At 40.9% G+C, this 19533-nt stretch carries 17 protein-coding genes; 6 read left to right on the top strand and 11 right to left on the bottom strand.

The window, feature by feature from the left end; genetic code table 11:
- The 4 genes from BM266_RS09270 to surE are packed head-to-tail and all read right to left on the bottom strand — an operon-like array spanning position 1 to position 2684.
- The gene (locus BM266_RS09270; protein ID WP_093408711.1) at positions 1-507 is read right to left on the bottom strand and encodes a C40 family peptidase; all 507 of its coding nucleotides are present in this window, start codon (positions 505-507) and stop codon (positions 1-3) included.
- A 7-nt stretch (positions 508-514) separates the two neighbouring features.
- Positions 515-1627 carry a lipid-A-disaccharide synthase gene (gene lpxB, locus BM266_RS09275; protein ID WP_093408714.1) on the bottom strand — a complete coding sequence of 371 codons (1113 nt, stop codon included), beginning with the start codon at positions 1625-1627 and terminating at the stop codon, positions 515-517.
- Positions 1628-1909: a hypothetical protein gene (locus tag BM266_RS09280; RefSeq protein ID WP_093408716.1), complete on the bottom strand. Its 282-nt coding sequence runs from the start codon at positions 1907-1909 to the stop codon at positions 1628-1630.
- Positions 1902-2684 carry a 5'/3'-nucleotidase SurE gene (surE, locus tag BM266_RS09285; protein ID WP_093408719.1) on the bottom strand — a complete coding sequence of 261 codons (783 nt, stop codon included), beginning with the start codon at positions 2682-2684 and terminating at the stop codon, positions 1902-1904. Before surE ends, BM266_RS09280 begins: the two co-directional genes overlap by 8 nt.
- A 146-nt stretch (positions 2685-2830) precedes the next feature.
- Here surE and BM266_RS09290 point away from each other — a divergent pair, with 146 nt between their 5' ends.
- Positions 2831-4966 carry a carboxy terminal-processing peptidase gene (locus BM266_RS09290; RefSeq protein ID WP_093408844.1) on the top strand — a complete coding sequence of 712 codons (2136 nt, stop codon included), beginning with the start codon at positions 2831-2833 and terminating at the stop codon, positions 4964-4966.
- 136 nt (positions 4967-5102) lie between these two features.
- Here BM266_RS09290 and rodA read toward each other — a convergent pair whose 3' ends face one another.
- From rodA to purH, 6 genes are read right to left on the bottom strand one after another with little or no spacing between them, the layout of a single operon-like run.
- Complete coding sequence (gene rodA, locus BM266_RS09295) at positions 5103-6353, bottom strand: rod shape-determining protein RodA (RefSeq protein ID WP_093408721.1); 1251 nt, start codon at positions 6351-6353, stop codon at positions 5103-5105.
- Positions 6354-8222 carry a penicillin-binding protein 2 gene (mrdA, locus tag BM266_RS09300; protein WP_093408724.1) on the bottom strand — a complete coding sequence of 623 codons (1869 nt, stop codon included), beginning with the start codon at positions 8220-8222 and terminating at the stop codon, positions 6354-6356.
- A complete protein-coding gene (locus BM266_RS09305; RefSeq protein WP_093408726.1) occupies positions 8219-8725 on the bottom strand; it encodes a rod shape-determining protein MreD in 507 nt (168 codons plus the stop codon). The genes mrdA and BM266_RS09305 overlap by 4 nt, the downstream gene beginning before the upstream one ends.
- On the bottom strand, positions 8718-9539 hold the full coding sequence (mreC, locus tag BM266_RS09310; protein ID WP_093408729.1) for a rod shape-determining protein MreC: 822 nt from the start codon (positions 9537-9539) through the stop codon (positions 8718-8720). Before mreC ends, BM266_RS09305 begins: the two co-directional genes overlap by 8 nt.
- Before the next feature lie 13 nt (positions 9540-9552).
- Positions 9553-10581: a rod shape-determining protein gene (locus tag BM266_RS09315; protein WP_093408731.1), complete on the bottom strand. Its 1029-nt coding sequence runs from the start codon at positions 10579-10581 to the stop codon at positions 9553-9555.
- Positions 10582-10619: 38 nt separating this feature from the next.
- Positions 10620-12152, bottom strand: a complete 1533-nt coding sequence (gene purH, locus BM266_RS09320; RefSeq protein ID WP_093408734.1) for a bifunctional phosphoribosylaminoimidazolecarboxamide formyltransferase/IMP cyclohydrolase — start codon at positions 12150-12152, stop codon at positions 10620-10622.
- 144 nt (positions 12153-12296) lie between these two features.
- Between purH and BM266_RS09325 the strand changes: the two genes are divergently transcribed.
- Positions 12297-13550, top strand: coding sequence for an ABC transporter permease (locus tag BM266_RS09325; protein WP_093408736.1), 1254 nt, complete (start codon positions 12297-12299; stop codon positions 13548-13550).
- A gap of 12 nt (positions 13551-13562) precedes the next feature.
- On the opposite strand, the gene BM266_RS09330 is transcribed toward BM266_RS09325, so the two are convergent.
- Positions 13563-14033 carry a GAF domain-containing protein gene (locus tag BM266_RS09330; RefSeq protein ID WP_093408739.1) on the bottom strand — a complete coding sequence of 157 codons (471 nt, stop codon included), beginning with the start codon at positions 14031-14033 and terminating at the stop codon, positions 13563-13565.
- A gap of 90 nt (positions 14034-14123) precedes the next feature.
- On the opposite strand from BM266_RS09330, the gene xrtF reads away from it, so the two are divergent.
- From xrtF to BM266_RS09350, 4 genes are all read left to right on the top strand, one after another.
- Complete coding sequence (gene xrtF, locus BM266_RS09335) at positions 14124-14669, top strand: exosortase family protein XrtF (protein ID WP_093408741.1); 546 nt, start codon at positions 14124-14126, stop codon at positions 14667-14669.
- Entirely contained in the window at positions 14666-15109 is a 444-nt protein-coding gene (locus BM266_RS09340) for an exosortase F system-associated membrane protein (protein ID WP_093408744.1), read from the top strand. The genes xrtF and BM266_RS09340 overlap by 4 nt, the downstream gene beginning before the upstream one ends.
- A gap of 100 nt (positions 15110-15209) precedes the next feature.
- The gene (locus tag BM266_RS09345) at positions 15210-15599 is read left to right on the top strand and encodes an HYC_CC_PP family protein (protein WP_093408746.1); all 390 of its coding nucleotides are present in this window, start codon (positions 15210-15212) and stop codon (positions 15597-15599) included.
- A gap of 112 nt (positions 15600-15711) precedes the next feature.
- Positions 15712-19533 (top strand): efflux RND transporter permease subunit, encoded by a 3822-nt coding sequence (locus BM266_RS09350; RefSeq protein ID WP_093408749.1) that lies wholly within the window; start codon positions 15712-15714, stop codon positions 19531-19533.

Here is a 19533-nt window from a genome sequence, read left to right on the forward strand (position 1 = left end):
TTATAAAACCCGGCGTGCCATCACAAAATTGCTTTTCCAGTAATTGTCTTCCAGAGAAGAAATAATCACTCCCCGTGATGTAGAAGAATGAATAAACCGGATCTCATCTGCCACTTCTACTACAAGGCCAACGTGGTTGATAACCTTTCTTTTTTTGTTGGTTTCGAAGAATAGTAGATCCCCGGGCGATACATCTTTGAGGTAAAGCCTTTTGCCTTTAAGGGAAAGATCGCGTGAGGTGCGGGGCATAGCGATGTCCTCTTTGAGAAATGAGGTGTAGATCAGGCCGGAACAATCCACGCCTTTTTTAGTGATTCCGCCATATTTGTAACGGGTGCCTTCAAAATCCAGGGCGTGGGAGATAATATTATGTACCTGCTTGTTTGTGGGTTCTATTTGGGTGCCGTTTTCGGTTTTTGTAATGATAACCTTAGACCGGGAGGAGCCACAGGAGGTAAGGGCCAGGCCCGATATAATTAGAATGATAAATTTTAACCGAAATTGCATATCAGCTTTAATTAATCGTATCAAAGATTAGTTGCGCGGTCTTTTGGCTTGCACCTTTGCCACCTAATTTTTGTTCCAGCAGGTAATAGTCTTCGAAAATCTTATTCCTGTGCTCATCCTTCAGAATTTTGCTAAGTTCTCTTTTTAATGAATTTTTATTGAAGTTTCGTTGGATTAATTCTGTTACTACTTCGCGTTTCATAATTAAGTTCACCAGGGAAATAAATTCCAAATTTACGATCTGTTTAGCGATATGGTAAGAGATAAAACTTCCCTTATAACAAACCACCTCGGGTACTTTGAAAAGAGCTGTTTCCAAAGTAGCTGTTCCCGATGTTACTAACGCAGCGTGAGATAGGCTTAGTATTTCATAGGTCTTATCCATTACCAGTTTAACCTTGTTTTTTTTAAAATACGGCTGGTAAAATTCTTCCTCCTGGCTTGGGGCACCGGCGATAATAAATTGATAATCCGGAAAATCGTTTGTGATACTCAACATGATTTCCAGCATTTTAGCTATCTCCTGTTTTCGGCTTCCTGGAAGTAATGCAATTATTGGCTTATCATTTAAGTTGTGCTGTTTTTTAAAATTTGGGGCATCAACAAGTTTTTGGTGAGAGATCGCATCAATTAATGGATGGCCCACAAAGTGAACGGGGAAATTATGTTTCTCTTCATAAAATTCTTTTTCGAAGGGAAGGATAACATACATCTGGTCGATATCCCTTTTTATTGCTTTGATGCGATTTTCCTTCCAGGCCCAGATTTGCGGGGAAATATAATAATGTGTTCTAAAACCCTGTGCCTTCGCCCATTTTGCAATACGCATATTAAAGCCCGGATAATCTACAAAGATGATCACATCTGGCTGGTATTTACTTATATCATCTTTACAGAAACTTATATTGCGAAGTATGGTTTTTAAATTTCCAAGAACTTCAGCAAAACCCATAAATGCCAACTCGCGGTAATGCATCACCAGTTCTCCTCCTTGCTGCTGCATTAGATCGCCGCCCCAGAATCGGAATTCGGCCTTAGGATCTGTTTCTTTTAGGGCCTTCATAAGGTTTGAGGCGTGGAGATCGCCTGAAGCTTCGCCGGCAATGAGGTAGTATTTCATTTAAAATATTTTTGAAAATGCGATGGCTACGGCCGCTACAATAGTGGCGAGTAATACACCCCTGGCGTGATAATGCTGTTTCTTTTTCAGGAAAACAAAAAATGGCAGAAAATTGAGGATGGCTCCCAGGGCGATAATCTTTCCTATATAATCGTTGATGATGGCGTCTTCTATTGTGTGGTCTATTCCATATGCTGAAAAAACCAGGATATAGAGAAGAATGCCTCCAATATTAAAGGCCAGCCCAACAAGAAATCCTATAAAAATATTCTGCTTAATCATTGAGTTCCCAGTTATTAAGATCGTCCATAAAATGGTGTGCGGTAAGGTCGAATTGAACCGGGACTACCGAAACGAATCCGTTGGCAAGTGCCCATTCATCTGTGTCTTCACCTTTGTCTTTATTTACAAATCTTCCGCTAAGCCAGTAATAGTCGCGGCCCTGTGGGTTGGTTCTCTTATCAAATTCTTCTTCCCAGTGAGCATTGGCCTGGCGACACACTTTAATGCCTTTAATTTCTGAAGACTGGAGTTTAGGTAAGTTTACATTCAGAACAACTCCTTTAGGAAGTCCTTGTTTTAAAACTTTTCGCGTAATCGCTTTCACAAACTTTTTTGAAGGTTCGAAATCGGCGGTAAGCGAATAATCCAGCAGGGAAAAACCGATAGCTGGAATCCCTTCAATCCCGGCTTCTACCGCTGCACTCATCGTACCTGAGTAAATAACATTAATCGAAGAATTGGAACCGTGGTTGATTCCACTAACACAAAGATCGGGTTTGCGATGCAGGATTTCCTGGGTAGCGATCTTTACGCAATCGGCTGGAGTTCCCGAACAACTGAATTCTTTATGTTTATAGTTTTCCTTAATGGTAACTGGTTCACAAAAAAGGGTATCGCTAATGGTTATGGCATGTCCCATTCCACTTTGCGGACTATCGGGAGCAACAACGATAACATCTCCGAGTTCCTTCATTACTTCGATTAAAGCCCTGATTCCCGGAGCTGTAATCCCGTCGTCATTGGTCACCAGGATCAATGGTTTTTCTTTATCCATGCATTTCGAAATTGTTATGGCTAAAATAGTGATTTCCTAAGGAATGCCTATCTTAGTAGTTTAACAAATTATTAGTGTCTATGCCGAGTGTTGGCACAATTTTTAATGTATTTTGGTAAGCCATTATGATGAAAATTATGCGATTTATGAAAAGGAACCCTAAAATTCTTGTAGTACTGCTGTTAATGGCAGTTGCTTCCTGTAGTTTTACTACGAAAAGTTTTGATGACCCCAATAAAGATAAAGTTTTAATAGACCTTATAACCTATGTGCTTAATCAGGGACATTATGACGCTAAAGATGTTAACGATGAATTCTCGAAAGGAGTTTATAAAGACTACCTTAGAAACCTTGACGGGTCTAAGCGGTTTTTCTATGCCAGCGATATAGAGGAATTCAACGAATATGAAGAACTTATCGATGACTACATTAAGTCCAAAGATATCAGCTTTTTTGATCTTACTTACCAGCGTTTGATGAAGCGTTCTGATGAATCACGGGAAATTTATATGGAAATTCTGTCTACCCCTTTTGATTTTGAAAAGGAAGAAGAACTTAACACAAGTTTTGAGGACCTGGACTATGTAGATTCAAAGAAGGAAATGAAAGAAAGATGGAGAAAACAACTTAAGTTTTCTACGCTTATCACTTTTCACGATAAAAAAGAAGAGGAAGAGCAAAAGAAGAAAAACGACCCTGAATACTCGATAAAATCTGATCAGGAACTTGAAAAAGAAGCCCGGGAAGTAACCCTTACTTCGCTGGAGGAGTACTACGATTTTACTGATGACCTTGAACGGAAAGATTATTTTTCAGTATATATAAATGCGATCGTAGAGGAATTTGACCCTCATACATTTTATTTTGCCCCACAGGATAAAGATAGGTTCGACATGGCAATGTCTGGTAAACTGGAAGGAATTGGGGCAAGACTTCAGAAAAAGAGTGACAATATTACCATTATGGAAGTGATCTCAGGAGGTCCAGCCTGGAGAAGTGACGAATTGAGCGAAGGTGATGTGATCCTTAAAGTGAAACAGGAAGATGAAGATGAAGCTGTGAGCATTGTAGGAATGCGCCTTGACGATGCGGTTAAACTTATAAAGGGTCCAAAAGATTCTAAGGTTACTTTAACCGTTAGAAAGAAATTACTTGGAACCATAGAGAATATCACCCTTACCCGGGATGTGGTTGAAATTGAAGAAACCTATGCCAAAACTTCCATGGTTAAGAAAGAAGGTGAAAATTTCGGAGTAATTAACCTGCCGAAGTTTTATTTCGATATGGAAAATTACGCTGAAAGGAATGCTGCTTCAGATATAGAAAAAGATATTGTTCGCCTTAAAAAAGAAGGTATGGACGGCCTTGTGTTGGATTTGAGAAATAATGGTGGAGGCTCACTTAAAACAGTGGTTGATATCGCAGGATTGTTTATTGAAAAGGGCCCAATTGTTCAGGTTAAATCAAGTGGACAGAAAAAGGAAATTTTAAAGGATAAAGATCCGTCTGTTTTGTGGGATGGTCCCCTTGTTATTCTTGTGAATGAACTTTCTGCCTCGGCCTCAGAGATATTGGCTGCGGCCATGCAGGATTATAAGAGAGCCGTTATTATAGGCAGTAAACAAACCTATGGAAAAGGTACCGTCCAAAACGTTATAGACCTTAACCGTTGGTTAAGAAATAATGAGTATGGCGATTTAGGAGCTCTTAAATTGACCACTCAAAAATTCTATAGAGTTAATGGAGGTTCTACCCAGTTGGAAGGAGTTAAAAGTGATGTTGTGGTTCCAGACCGTTACAGTTTTGTAGATATTGGCGAGAAGGATATGGAAAATCCCTTGCCCTGGGATAAGATCGATGCCGCCGATTATGAAATCTGGGATGGATATGTGGACCTTGAGGAAACCATTGAAAGGAGCAAACAAAGAATGGATGAAAACAAACAGTTAAAACTCATTGAGGAAAATGCCAGATGGATTAAAACTCAAAGCGATAATAATGTTCACTCCCTTAATTACACTGAATACAGTAGAAATGCTGCGGAAAACAAACAGGTAGCCAAACGTTTCGATTCATTAAAAGAATATGCTTCAGATCTTACTTATACATCTCTTCCTTATGAAAAAGAGCTCTTTGTAAGTGACACTATCTTAAGAGAGAAAAGGGACAGATGGCATACCAACCTAAGCAAGGATATTTACATCGAAGAGGCTCTGAATGTTCTTTCTGAGCTCAAGGTTAGTGATGTAAAAAGAAATAAAGTGGCCAGGATTAATAATTAACTATTGGCTATTGAAAAATAAATGCCCCGGAAATTCCGGGGCATTTTTAATTTTGAATTATGATGAAACGAAAATATATTTATCCCGTTATAATTTTGTTGGTAGCTGCATTGTTGCTTCTTGCAGAACGTTGTGATTAAATATAGGAGATCCTTTCGGCATCCAGTTTAATGAAGATAAACAGTAAAATGGTAAATGCCCAAAGGCCGGAGCCACCATAACTAAAAAATGGCAGAGGTATTCCTACGGTGGGAAAGATGCCTATAACCATTCCTATATTGACCAGGAAGTGCATAAAAATTATTCCTATCACGCTATAGCCATATACACGGTTAAACTGTGAGCGTTGTCTTTCGGCGAGGTAAAGCAGCCTGAGCAGGAGTAATATGAAAAGGATTATTACAAAACTACTTCCAAGGAAACCCCATTCCTCTCCTACAGTGCTGAAGATATAATCGGTATGTTGTTCGGGAACAAAATGGCCTTTGGTTTGTGTGCCTTCCGTCCAGCCTTTTCCCAACCAACCTCCACTACCTATGGCAATTTCGCTTTGGTTAGTGTTGTAACCTATTCCCCGGGAATCCACCTCTCTTCCCAGTACAATATTGAACCGGTCGCGGTGATGTTGTTTAAATACATTTTCAAATACATAATTCACTGAAAGGGAAAAAATCATGGCTACTGCCATAAAGAATAAATATTTGAGGATATTAGGTCTCCTTTTACGATTTTTCAGAAACATTAGGATCCCAATTACAACGATTCCCCCAATAACCCAGGGAATTCCAAAGGCCAGGGTGGCAACAAATAGGATGGCTGCGAAAAAGCCCAGTAGTAAATAGGCAAAATGTAAACCCTCTCGATAAAGTGGAAAAATAAATGCAAAATAAATCATCGCACTTCCCGCATCGGGTTGCATCATTACCAATAACACCGGTAAACTTATAATTACAAAAACCTTTAGCTGATGCTCAAATTCCTTTAAATTAACCTGAATTCCACTTACATATTTGGCAACAGCAAGAGCCGTAGCAGCTTTGGCAAATTCGGCGGGTTGAAGGCTAACGGGCCCCATGACATACCAGGCGGTTTGGCCTGCAATGGTTTTCCCAAACACAAATAAGCCAGCAAGACTTAAAAGACTAATTACATAAATTACACTGGAAAAACGCTGATAGAATTTGGGTTCGATAGATAGTATAATGATAAGCATTAGAAAACTGAGCACAATCCATAAACCCTGCCTGCCGTAAACCTGGTTCAGGTCGAAAAAATTCCCTGTGTTCGCACCCAGGGAAGCCGAATATATATTGGCCCAGCCAAAACCAACCAGAAGTAAAAAAATAAGAATTGTAGTCCAGTCGTAACCTGTTATACTTTTAGCCATTTATTGGTTAATTATAAAGGGTTCGCCACTTAAAGGTTTGGCATATTCATCTTCAAGACTATTTTCAAGAATCCACTTTTCCATATCGGTTCGGGTAATCTCTCCCTTAATATAATTTTCAATCATAAGGCTGGCGATCCGGCCTGCATACCTACTTCCCCAATAGCCGTTTTCTACAAAAACCGCGAGGGCAATTTTAGGATTATCAACTGGAGCAAAGGCGATAAAAATAGAGTGGTCGGTAAGCTGTACCCGTTTTCCATCTATCTTTGTGAAATTCTCTGCGGTTCCGGTTTTTCCGGCAATCTCAATTCCTGGAATCTGAAGGCTACGGGCCGTTCCTTTTTCATACACCTGGTGCATTCCTTCAACTACGGGTTCAAAGTGCCTTGGTTCTATAGTGGTGTGATTTTTAACCGTGAATTTTTCTTCCTTTATCGGGTCACCTTCAATTTCTTTTAAAATGTGTGGCGTATAATACCAGCCACGATTGGCAATGGTAGCCGTCATATTGGCAAGTTGAATAGGGGTCATGAGCACTTCGCCCTGGCCGATCGCGTTGGAAATGGTCGCGGTAGAATACCATTTATAGGTAGGGTAGTTGTATATTTTATTGTAATAATCAGAATCCGGAACTTTGCCTGGCCGGCCGGTACTCAGGTCATTTCCCATAAACTGCCCCAGGCCAAAACTCTCCAAATGATTTTTCCAGGTGTCTATTCCTTCTTGCGGACTTGGGTATTTCTCGATTACCCTACGGTAAACATTTGCAAAATAAGCATTACAGGAAGTAGCGATTCCTGGAACCATATTTAAGGGACTACTATGTGCATGACAGCCCATTCTTCGTCCTCTTCCGTAGGTATATCCATTGTTGCAGTAGAACTTGTCTTCGGTTGTTACTACTTCTTCCTGAAGCGCAATAAGTGCATTTACTGCTTTAAAGGGCGACCCGGGAGGGTATTCGGCTAAAAGTCCGCGGTCATATAACGGATGGGCGATGGAGTCATAATATAATTTTGTGTAGTTAGGGGATCTTTTTCGTCCCACCAGAAGGGCAGGATCGTAACTGGGAGCCGTTACCAGGGCTAGTATTTCTCCTGTTGAAGGTTCAAGAGCTACTATTCCTCCACGTTTATTCTGCATAAGTTTTTCACCGTATTCCTGTAATTTTGAATCCAGGGTAATACTTATATCCTGTCCCTTTTCAGGTAGGGTATCATAGATTCCATCTTTATAGGGGCCAATATCTCTGTTAAAACGGTCTTTCTGAATATATTTCACGCCCTTTACTCCCCGTAATAATTCCTCATAGACGCTTTCAACACCGCTACGGCCTATGAGATCTCCAGAAATATAATAAGAATTGTCTTTAACCATTTGGGGATTCACCTGGGCGATATATCCCAGTACATTGGCGCTGTGATCTACCTGGTAATCTCTCAAAGAACGTTTCTGAATATAGAAACCTTCATATTTTCGCATTTTTTCCTGCAGAACAGCGTACTCGCTTTTGGTTAGCTGCGGAATAATTACAGAAGGCAGCAGCGGGGAATAAATCTTTGCTTTATCGAGTCTTTTACCTAATTCTTCCGGGGTGATATTCAGGATTTCTGAAAATTCCAGGGTATCGAAAGGTTTCAGGTTTCGCGGAATCACCATCACATCGTAGGAAGGCTGGTTGGAAACCATAAGCTTTCCGTTTCGGTCGGAAATATAACCGCGCTGGGGGTAATCGTATTGGATTTCTATCGCGTTATCCTGAGACCTGAGCGCAAGAGAGGTGTCAATTACCTGAAGATAGAAGACACGTGCCAGAAAAATAAGGCCGGTTGTTAGAATTATGATGTAGAGAAGTAACTTTCTCATCTAAATTTTTTATTGAAAAGGCTTAGGCTTAAGATCACCAGAATCACGGTGAATATACTTGAAAATAACGTCTTTTTCAAGATCAATATTATATGACTTAAGCTGAACATTTCCAAAGAAAATAAGATGAAATGATGAATAAGGACCATTAATAAAATATAACTAAATCTCGCCCCAAAGGGAGTAGCGGAAAGCCTGATATTCTGATGATCATAGCTTACCCCAAAAGAAAATCTCAAAAGATTTGGACGTACAAAAGCAGCTATTAAACAGGCGGCTGCGTGAATACCGCCGCTGTCCTCGAAAATATCAATACTAAGCCCCAGAAAAAATGAAAGTATTAGAAAAAAACTCTGGTTGCTGTTAAAAGGATATAAGAGGACAAAAAGTACATACAAATATGGATTTATATAACCCATAAAATTAATATTGTTCAGTATCAGGACCTGCAGTAAGATCAAACCAATAAACCGGGCGGTATTTGCGAGTGCGCTGTTATTCATCTTCGGTTTCTAATGATAATATTAAATCCCGGTCAACATTTTCGATAACGTATACAAAACCAATATTGGTCATATCGTTAAATAAGCGTACGTTGATCTCATAATAACTTCCGCTTTCATCCATTTCAAAATCCTCAATACTGCCAATGGGTAAACCTTCAGGAAAAATAAGCGATCGTCCCCCGGTAGTTATGGTGTCTCCTTGCTTTACCGGTGCCTGTCTTGGCACGTCAATAAGCTGAACTAGATTGGGATCTCTGCCATTCCAGATAAGACTTCCAAAATGATTGGTTTTGCTCAGTTGGGCGTTTATTCTGGATTCGGTATGCAGGATGGAAATCACCCTCGAAAACCTGCTATTAACACGATCTACAATGCCGATAACCCCTTTGCTGGTCACCACCCCAAATTCGGGATTAATACCGTTTTCCTTCCCTTGGTTTATGGTGAGGTAATTATCTGCTTTGGCATAATTGTTATTGATTACCCGCGCAGCTCTGAAATAATATGTACCCTCAAATGAGGTGCTGTCACGGTAATTTTTGATTGAAATAGTGTCGTTTAGGTTGGTGAGGATATTTCGCAATTCCTTGTTTTCTTCAAGTAAACGCTTATTGTATTCTTCCAGATACAGATAGTCTTTCAAATCACTGGTCCAGGAATAAACCCCGCCCGTTACAGCGTTGGCAGAACTTATAAATCTGCTTTTATGAAAAGAATGAGTTTGAATCGTAAAAAACACAGATAAAGCCAGCAGGAATAAGAACAGAATATTATTCTTATTGCGGATAAGAAAATTAAAAATTTGCTGCATAAGCTATCTTCTCCTACTTGATCAGTATTCCCTTATATCGGTTCAAGGTTTTTAAGGTTATTCCGGTTCCTCTTACCACAGCTCTAAGCGGGTCTTCGGCGATGTAAACAGGTAGATCTGTTTTTTGAGATAAACGTTTGTCCAGTCCGCGCAACATTGAGCCACCACCGGCAAGATAAATCCCGGTGTTGTAAATATCGGCGGCAAGTTCGGGTGGGGTTTGGGATAAAGTCTCCATAACCGCATCTTCAATACGAAGAATAGATTTATCCAAAGCCTTGGCTATTTCGCGGTAAGAAATATTTACCTGTTTTGGTTTTCCGGTTAGTAAATCCCGTCCCTGTACACTCATTTCTTCCGGCGGAACTTCAAGATCTTCAGTGGCTGCACCTATCTGGATCTTGATCTTTTCGGCAGTTCTTTCACCAACATAAAGGTTATGCTGGGTACGCATATAATACACAATATCGTTGGTGAAAACATCTCCGGCAATCTTAATTGATTTATCACAAACAATACCGCCAAGGGCGATAACCGCGATCTCGGTAGTACCACCACCTATATCTACGATCATATTTCCTTTCGGTTGCATAATGTCTACTCCAATCCCTATCGCCGCAGCCATAGGTTCGTGAATTAGATATACTTCTTTTCCGTTTACACGTTCGGCGCTTTCTTTTACCGCCCTCATCTCAACTTCAGTAATTCCTGAAGGAATACAGATCACCATCCTTAACGCCGGAGTGAACATCTTTTTCTTCAGCGCAGGAATCTCTTTGATAAACATCGTGAGCATTTTCTCACTAGCATCAAAATCTGCAATTACTCCATCTTTTAAAGGACGAATCGTTTTTATGTTTTCGTGGGTTTTTCCCTGCATCATTGCAGCTTCTTTCCCTACCGCGGTTATTTTTCCTGTGGTGCGGTCGCGGGCTACTATTGAAGGACTATCTACAACAACTTTGTCGTTGTGGATAATCAAAGTGTTTGCGGTTCCTAAATCTATCGCTATTTCTTCAATGAGAAAGTCAAAAAATCCCATAGTATGTTAAGTGTTGAGGTTTCGTAAATGTAATAAAATTAATGTTTAAAATGGCGGGTTCCCGTCACCACCATAGCAATATCATTTTCGTTGCAATAATCTATACTAAGCTGATCTTTGATGGATCCCCCCGGCTGAATTACCGCTGTAATCCCTGCATTTCCTGCGATTTCTACACAGTCTGGAAAAGGAAAAAACGCGTCACTGGCCATTACGGCTCCACTCAGGTCAAAGTTAAAAGAACGGGCCTTATCTATGCTTTGATTAAGCGCATCTACACGTGAGGTCTGGCCTGTTCCGCTGGCACAAAGTTGTTTGTTCTTTGCCAAAACAATGGTATTTGATTTGGTATGCTTGCAAATTTTGGAAGCAAATAACAAGTCAGATAACTCCGCATCGGTGGGTTTATTGTTGGTAGCTTGCTTTAAATCTTCAGCAGCATCTGTTTTAAGATCTTTCTCCTGAACCAGAACTCCGTTCAGGCAGGTTCTAACCTGTTTTTTAGGAAGCTCTACTTCCTTCTGAATTAATAGAATTCTGTTTTTCTTTCCTTTCAGAATTTCTTCAGCTTCAGCTGAAAAAGAAGGAGAGATCACTACTTCACAAAAAAGTTTATGAATCTCTTCAGCAGTAGCCTTGTCGATTTCAATATTGCTAATCAGAATTCCGCCGAAAGCAGAAACCGGATCTCCCGCCAGTGCATCGGTATAAGCCTGATGCAAAGTCTCGCGCTGGGCAAGGCCGCAGGCATTGTTATGTTTTAAAATAGCAAAAGTAGGAGCTTCCCCCTTAAATTCGTTCATAAGATTTACCGCCGCATCAACGTCCAGCAGGTTGTTGTAAGATAGTTCTTTCCCGTGTATCTTTTTGAACATCGCATCAAAATCTCCAAAGAAAAATCCTTTTTGGTGAGGGTTCTCACCATAGCGAAGTTCGGTGCCTTGCTGAATGCTTTCTTTGTAAACATTTACTTCATTTTCAGCATTGAAATAGTTGAAAATGGAGGTGTCATAATGCGAAGAAATATTAAAAGCCTTAGCGGCAAATCTCTTACGGTCGGCAAGGCTGGTTTCGCCCTTCTTTTCGTTCAATAAATTTTCAAATTCTTTGTAATCTTCAACCGAAGAAACACAAAGCACATCTTTAAAGTTCTTAGCCGCGGCGCGTATCAGCGAGATCCCTCCAATATCTATCTTTTCAATAATATCTTCTTCGGAAGCCCCGGAGACAACAGTTCTTTCAAACGGATAAAGATCTACAATCACAATGTCTAGCTGCGGAATTTCGTATTCAGCCAGTTCTTTTACATCACTTTCATTGTCCTGGCGGTTTAAAATTCCGCCGAAAACCTTTGGATGCAGGGTTTTAACCCTTCCTCCAAGAATAGATGGGTAGGAAGTAATATCTTCAACAGGAATAACTTCAATTCCCAGATCTTTGATGAATTTCTCGGTTCCTCCGGTTGAATAAATAGTGATACCCAGCTTATTGAGTTTTTTGGCGATAGGAGCCAGGCCGTCTTTACTGAATACAGAAATTAAAGCAGATGTTGCTTGTTTTAAGTCTCTCATTGTGTTGTGTTTGATGAAGTGGCAAAAGTAAGTATTTCACCCACAAACATAAAAGCGAATGAATTTATTTATCAATAAAATTGTAACGAATTTTCAACACCGGCGTCTTATCTTGTGATTCCTTTAAATACGGCAGTTAACTGTATGTTTATATATCTTAGACTTTTAAAAGAAAGTTTCACTTTTGCTGTGAACGCGCTTAGAAACAATAAGCTGCGCACCTTTCTTTCTTTGTTGGGGGTTACCATTGGTATTTTCTCCATAATCGCCGTGCTCGCTGCAGTAGATTCTCTTGAAAAAGAGATTAAAGGTAGTTTGAGCTCCCTTGATAACAGCACGGTAATTATTATGCGCTTTTCCTTTGGCCCTACCGATGTTCCACAATGGAAGCGCCAGCAATTTCCCGATGTCTCCTACGATGAATATCAGCATTTGAAAAGGAGCCTACCTGATCTCGAAGCGGTAAGTTATGTGATTGGCGTTCCTTCAGAATCAATAAAATACCGGGATGTAACCAGTGAAAATGTAGATGTAGGCGCGGTAACCAGTGAATATTATGATATTGAAGCCTTCGAATTAAGGGAAGGCAGATTTTTTAATGAATCTGAATCGGTAAGTGGCTCTCCCGTTATTGTTCTTGGCCATGAGATAGCAAATAATCTCTTCGGAAATTCCAACCCTTTGGGACAGGAAGTTAGACTATATGGGCGTAAGATGCAGGTAATTGGCGTTTTGGAAAAACAGGGGAGTTCTCTCTTCGGAAATTCCAGGGATGGCCAGGCTTTTGTACCTGTTAATCTCGTAAGAAGAATATATGGCGATAACAATAAAGGGGTCTTTCCTCAAATAGTTCTTAAACCTGAAGATGGGGTAGATAACGCCGAATTTGTAGCTATGGTTGAAGGTCAACTCCGAAATTACAGGGCGATAAAGCCCGGAGAGACGAACAATTTCTTCATAAATCAATTACAAGGCTTTGCCGATTTTATTGATAATATTACCGGGCAGATGAACATCATAGGCCTTATTATTAGTGGCTTTTCGTTGCTGGTTGGAGGATTCGGGATAGCCAACATTATGTTCGTAAGTGTGAAAGAGCGTACCAACCTGATAGGAATTCAAAAATCCCTTGGTGCTAAAAACAGGTTTATCCTTTTTCAGTTCCTCTTCGAGGCAGTTATTTTATCGGTAATAGGCGGATTAATAGGGCTGTTTCTGGTATGGGTGGTTTCAATAATTGCCTCTCAGTTCACTGGTGATTTCGAATTCGTACTATCGCTCTGGAATCTAATGTTAGGGACGATTGTTGCCGCAGTCATCGGACTGATTTCTGGAATTATTCCTGCTATTTCAGCCTCTAAATTAGATCCGGTAGAAGCGATAAGAACCGGTTTTTAGAAGGCGAAGTCTTTAGGTAGAGGGGGACTTTAGAACTTCCGCTACTTTTTCATTAACCCATTCCAAAAATCTTTCATCTTCAATATTGAAAGGATCTTCGGTATGAGAATCGATGTCGATCTGGCCAATGTTCTCTCCATTTAAAAACAGAGGAACTACAATTTCCGCTCTCACATTAATGCTACAAGCGATGTAATTGGTCTGGGTTTTAACATCAGGCACCACAAAATTCTCGTTAGATACGGCTACCTGCCCGCAAATGCCTTTTCCAAAGGGAATAATGGTATGGTCGGTGGGTTCCCCTGCAAAAGCACGTAGTTTTAATTCTTCCTTGTCACCGTTTTTGAAATAAAAACCTACCCAGTCATAATACGGGATATTTTCTTTCAACAGGTCACAAATCTGCTCCAAACGATGATCTACAGAAAGTTCGTCGTTAGATAAAATCTTTTCTACTGCGGGTTTTAGTTTTTGAAATGGCATACCAATGTGTTTTAGTGCAAAAGTATTTAAAAATTTGCGCAGGCTGGGTGGCTTATTTGTATAAATTTGTTAAAAAGCCTTTAATCACTCTTGCTCAAACTATTCGTAAAATACAAATCGGTACTTCGGTTTATCCTCATTTTTCTGGGAAGCTATTTTATTTTAAGTCTTTTCTATAACTGGTACCTCGACCTTTTCAGATCTGAGATCTATTACCCCGACTATGTCACGCATATGGTCGCCCGGCAAACCGAAATGTTGATTAGCAGCTTTGGATATGCTGCCCAGATAGAACCGCATCAATACCACCTTTCTATGAAATTGATGATCAACGGGGATTATCTTGCTCAAATCGTTGAAGGTTGTAATGCCATGAGTATAATGGTGCTTTTCGTTGCTTTTATCCTGGCTTTTTTTGGGAGACTAAAGACTACTTTGGCCTTTCTTCTTGCTGGATTGGTGATTATCTATGCGATGAATATCATTCGTATCGCGATCCTTTCTATAGGAATCTACGAATATCCTCAGCATACAGAATTTCTTCATACCATTATATTTCCGCTCATTATCTATGGAACAGTTTTCGTACTTTGGATTCTTTGGGTCTATATTTATTCTAAAAACCAGGCACGATGAAACCAGGATACCGCATACTCATAATTGGAGTGCTGGTTGTTTTTCTGGCGCTGGTGCGCGTCTTTGAGGAGTATCTTTTTTACGACCCCATTAATGAGTTTTACCGCAGTGGATATTATATGCTGGACCAGTTGCCTCAATATAAATTGCCAGAATTATTGCTTAATCTAAGTTTTAGATTCTGGTTGAATTCTCTAATTTCCCTGGTGATTCTTTATGTAGCATTCCTGGATAGAAATATTGTAAAATTTGCCGCACTTTTATTTCTCGCTTTTTTCCTGTTTGGTATGGCAACCTATACGTATTTACTACTGAATCTTGATCGCGGCCACGTACTGAGCCTGTTTTATGTGAGAAGATTCCTTATTCATCCGGTGTTTATCCTTATTTTACTTCCGGCTTTTTATTATTATCGGCTTCAGAAACGAACAAAACCATAATTTCAAATTAATTCCCGGTAATCCTGAAATTTCTTTAGAAAAAATTGTGCGTATCTTTGAAAATGACTTTATATCAAAAATTTAACTATTTTTGTAGCTGATGAAAAAAGCTTTTCAAAATAGCAGTTCTGTTTTACTAGCCCTGATGGTGCTATTTTCTACCCTGTCTTTCACGGTAGACAAGCATTTCTGTGGAAGCTTTTTGGTAGATAAAGCTATCTTTTCTGAGGCTGAAACCTGCGGAATGGATATGGAGAATGCTGTAGATAACTGCTGTACCAACGAAAAAGTGGTGGTAGACGGGCAGGATGAACTCAAACATTCCTTCGAGTCGCTTGATTTTCAACAGCAGATATTTATTGCAAGCTTTAGCTTTTCTTATTTAAATCTTTTTGAAACCCTTCCAAAAGAAGTTGTTCCATTTAAGGATTATTCTCCCCCCTTGCTGGTCACTGACATACACTTGGTAGATCAGGTTTTCCTTATTTGATTTTATTGATGATCGCGGCCTTTTCCTGTTCCAGGAAATAGCCTCATCCTGACTTTTTCTGACTCAGAAATCCTCCTTTAGTGTTGGATTCCATCAATAAATCATTTTGAAAATGTTCAATAAGCTTATAAAATATTTTTTATATAACCGGCTGGTATCAGTGCTTCTGCTTATCTTCTTAATAGGCTGGGGACTGGTTACCGCACCCTTTAACTGGAATACCGGTTTTCTTCCAAGCGATCCTGTACCGGTAGATGCCATTCCTGATATTGGTGAAAACCAGCAAATCGTATTTACCGATTGGCCGGGACGTTCCCCACAGGATATCGAAGACCAGATCACCTATCCGCTTACCAGTTCTCTTTTAGGAATTCCCGGAGTAAAGTCTGTTCGCTCTAATTCTATGTTCGGTTTTTCCAGTATTTATATCATCTTCGAAGAGGATGTAGAGTTTTACTGGTCCCGTTCCAGGGTTTTGGAAAAACTCAATTCCCTTCCTTCCGGTCTTTTGCCAGATGACGCAAAACCAACCCTGGGTCCCGATGCTACGGCTTTAGGTCAGGTATTCTGGTACACCCTTGAAGGCCGGGATAAAGACGGAAACGTAACCGGTGGCTGGGATCTGCACGAATTGCGTACTATTCAGGATTATTATATAAAACCGGCCCTAAGTGCTGTTGAAGGCGTTGCCGAGGTGGCTTCAGTAGGCGGGTATGTTCAGGAATACCAGATCGATGTAAACCCTGATGCTTTGAAAGCTTATAGCATTGGGATTGACGAGGTGATGAAAGCGGTAAAAAACTCCAATCGCGATGTAGGCGCAAAAACCCTGGAGATAAATAAGGTGGAATACTTGGTGCGGGGTCTTGGGTATATTGAATCTGTTGAAGACATCGAAAATACGGTAGTTTCGGTTTCAGAAAATACCCCGGTGTTAATCCGCGATATAGCCGAGGTTCACCTGGGACCATCAGAACGCCGTGGCATTCTCGACAAAGGTGGAGCTGATGTTACCGGTGGGGTTGTGGTAGCACGTTATGGTTCAAATCCGCTAAAGGTTATAGAGAATACCAAGGAAAAGATCAAGGAGATCTCCACCGGTCTTCCAAATAAAACCCTGGCCGATGGCACCGAAAGCCAGCTTACCGTAGTGCCTTTTTACGATCGTACCCAGCTTATCCACGAAACTATTGGCACATTAGAAAGAGCGTTATCACATGAGGTGCTTATCAGCATTATTGTGATCCTTGTTTTGGTGCTCAATTTACGGGCTTCAATTCTTATTTCGGCCCTGCTGCCTATTGGGGTACTAATGACCTTTATCGCGATGCGCTACTTTGGCGTAGATGCCAATGTGGTGGCCCTTTCGGGTATTGCCATTGCCATAGGGGTGATGGTAGATGTCGGGATTGTTTTTGTTGAAAATACCATCCGACATCTCGAAATGCGTAAAAATTCCGGGGTGCGAGGTGAAAAGTTGTTAGCGATCATCCAAAAAGCCACTATCGAGGTAGCTCCTGCCGTAACAACAGCCCTGGCTACGACCATTGTGAGTTTTATTCCGGTTTTCTTTATGGAAAATGCAGAAGGTAAACTCTTCCGCCCACTGGCTTTTACAAAAACCTTTGCTTTGGTAGCCGCTTTCCTGGTGGGAATTCTTTTGCTGCCAATGCTCTCCTATTTTGCTTTTAATATCAAGGTAAACAAAGAAAAAAGCCGAAAGATCTGGTATATAATTTTAATCATTTCAGGACTTGTTCTTGCATTCTGGTTCCAGTTTTGGCTGCCACTTGCGCTCACATTAATCGGGGTTTTAAAACTACTAGAAAGTCGTAATCCCGCATTCCTGGGAAGGTACTCAGATAAAATAATGATGTTGGTGATTCTTTTGGTTACTATTCTGTTCCTGGTTGAAGAATGGATGCCGCTTGGCTTTGGGATTTCCTTGTTTACTAATTACTTCTTCGTGATTATTCTACTGAGTTTAACCCTGGCAGTTCTTATGGCGGTGGTGAAATTTTACCGGCCTATCCTAAACTGGTGTCTGGTCAATAAAGGAAAATTCCTATCACTGCCACTTATCACTATTTTCTTCGGAATGATGATCTGGTTCGGCTTTCCAAAAATTTTCGGATTTGTAGCTGACGGTTTTGATAAAGTAGGCTGGAATGTGAGGACTACTTCAGGATGGAGCGGGATGGCTCATACTTTCCCCGGAGTTGGAAAAGAATTTATGCCATCGCTTAATGAAGGGAGCTTCTTGTTGATGCCTACAGCTATGGCACACGCCGGAATAGAAGAAGTCAAAAAAACCGTTCAGCAGCTCGATATTGCGGTAACCAATATCCCGGAAGTAGAGATTTCTGTAGGGAAATTGGGACGGGTAGAAAGCGCTCTGGATCCTGCGCCTATCTCGATGTTCGAGAATATAATCAATTACAAATCTGAATATATTCTGAATGAAGACGGAAAACTTCAGGCATTTAAGGTTGATGACAACGAACGCTTCATTACCAAAGCGGGCGACAGCCTAACCAATGAGGAGGCTATTCTGCAAAATATTTCCGAAGAAAATCTCATAAAAGACGAAAACGGAAAATATTACCGAAGCTGGCGGGAACATATTAAAAACCCTGATGATATCTGGGATGAGATCGTGAAACGTACCAGGCTTCCGGGAGTTACTTCGGCACCCAAACTTCAGCCAATTGAAACCCGATTGGTAATGCTGCAAACCGGGATGCGTGCTCCAATGGGAATTAAAGTGTTTGGACCTGATTTGCAAACTATTCAGGATTTTGGAATGGAACTCGAAAGTCTGCTGAAAGAGGTACCTTCAGTAAAAGCCGAAGCCGCTTTCGCCGATCGGGTGGTGGGGAAACCTTACCTGGAGATCGATATAGACCGAAACGCCATAGCCCGTTACGGACTTAGCATTGAATCGGTCCAGAGAATTATAGAAACCGCTATTGGCGGGATGGAGATAACTTCTACCGTTGAAGGCCGCGAGCGTTTCCCGGTAAGGGTGCGCTATCCACGCGAATTGCGGGACGACCCCTCTAGCCTGAAGCGAATCCTGATTCCGACCCCAAAAGGGGCGCAAATTCCCCTAGGGGAACTGGCCGATCTCAATTATGTACGTGGCCCGCAAATGATTAAAAGTGAGGATACCTTCCTTACCAGTTACGTACTCTTCGATAAACGCGATGGTTTTGCTGAAGTGAATGTGGTGAACGATGCTCAGGATCATATTCAGTCTAAGATCGATTCGGGTGAATTGAAAGTGCCTGCTGGAGTGAGCTATAAATTTTCGGGTAATTATGAGAACCAGGTACGGGCTGTTAAACGTCTGGCCATCCTTATTCCCATTTGTTTACTCATTATTTTCCTGCTGCTGTATTTTCAGTTTAAAACCATTATCGCTTCAACTATTCATTTTTCCGGAGTTTTTGTGGCTTTTGCAGGTGGATTTATAATGATTTGGCTTTACGGCCAGGGTTGGTTTATGGATTTTGGCATAGCAGGGACCAATATGCGGGATCTTTTCCAAATGGGCACTATCAATTTAAGTGTAGCCGTTTGGGTTGGATTCATCGCGCTTTTCGGGATCGCTACCGATGATGGGGTGCTAATGGGAACCTATATTCACCAGGTTTTTGAACGAAAAAATCCACAAACTGTTCCGGAGGTTCGTTCTGCTGTGATGGAAGCCGGACTAAAAAGGGTACGCCCTGCGATGATGACCACGGCAGTTACGATTATTGCCCTTTTCCCCGTGCTTACCTCCACCGGAAAAGGTTCCGATATTATGGTGCCGATGGCCATCCCAATTGTTGGCGGAATGGTGATTCAAATTATGACCATTTTCGTGGTGCCGGTTTTACAGGCCTACTGGAGAGAAACTGTGGTGAAAAAAGCTGAGAAAACTAATTAA

This window comes from Salegentibacter flavus, assembly GCF_900115145.1.
GTDB lineage: Bacteria > Bacteroidota > Bacteroidia > Flavobacteriales > Flavobacteriaceae > Salegentibacter > Salegentibacter flavus.

Excerpts from the sequence above, each read along its gene's own strand:
- BM266_RS09270 (WP_093408711.1), bottom strand. The coding sequence starts at position 507 with ATGCAATTTCGGTTAAAATTTATCATTCTAATTATATCGGGCCTGGCC.
- lpxB (WP_093408714.1), bottom strand. The coding sequence starts at position 1,627 with ATGAAATACTACCTCATTGCCGGCGAAGCTTCAGGCGATCTCCACGCC.
- BM266_RS09280 (WP_093408716.1), bottom strand. The coding sequence starts at position 1,909 with ATGATTAAGCAGAATATTTTTATAGGATTTCTTGTTGGGCTGGCCTTT.
- surE (WP_093408719.1), bottom strand. The coding sequence starts at position 2,684 with ATGGATAAAGAAAAACCATTGATCCTGGTGACCAATGACGACGGGATT.
- BM266_RS09290 (WP_093408844.1), top strand. The coding sequence starts at position 2,831 with ATGAAAAGGAACCCTAAAATTCTTGTAGTACTGCTGTTAATGGCAGTT.
- rodA (WP_093408721.1), bottom strand. The coding sequence starts at position 6,353 with ATGGCTAAAAGTATAACAGGTTACGACTGGACTACAATTCTTATTTTT.
- mrdA (WP_093408724.1), bottom strand. The coding sequence starts at position 8,222 with ATGAGAAAGTTACTTCTCTACATCATAATTCTAACAACCGGCCTTATT.
- BM266_RS09305 (WP_093408726.1), bottom strand. The coding sequence starts at position 8,725 with ATGAATAACAGCGCACTCGCAAATACCGCCCGGTTTATTGGTTTGATC.
- mreC (WP_093408729.1), bottom strand. The coding sequence starts at position 9,539 with ATGCAGCAAATTTTTAATTTTCTTATCCGCAATAAGAATAATATTCTG.
- BM266_RS09315 (WP_093408731.1), bottom strand. The coding sequence starts at position 10,581 with ATGGGATTTTTTGACTTTCTCATTGAAGAAATAGCGATAGATTTAGGA.
- purH (WP_093408734.1), bottom strand. The coding sequence starts at position 12,152 with ATGAGAGACTTAAAACAAGCAACATCTGCTTTAATTTCTGTATTCAGT.
- BM266_RS09325 (WP_093408736.1), top strand. The coding sequence starts at position 12,297 with ATGTTTATATATCTTAGACTTTTAAAAGAAAGTTTCACTTTTGCTGTG.
- BM266_RS09330 (WP_093408739.1), bottom strand. The coding sequence starts at position 14,033 with ATGCCATTTCAAAAACTAAAACCCGCAGTAGAAAAGATTTTATCTAAC.
- BM266_RS09340 (WP_093408744.1), top strand. The coding sequence starts at position 14,666 with ATGAAACCAGGATACCGCATACTCATAATTGGAGTGCTGGTTGTTTTT.
- BM266_RS09345 (WP_093408746.1), top strand. The coding sequence starts at position 15,210 with ATGAAAAAAGCTTTTCAAAATAGCAGTTCTGTTTTACTAGCCCTGATG.
- BM266_RS09350 (WP_093408749.1), top strand. The coding sequence starts at position 15,712 with ATGTTCAATAAGCTTATAAAATATTTTTTATATAACCGGCTGGTATCA.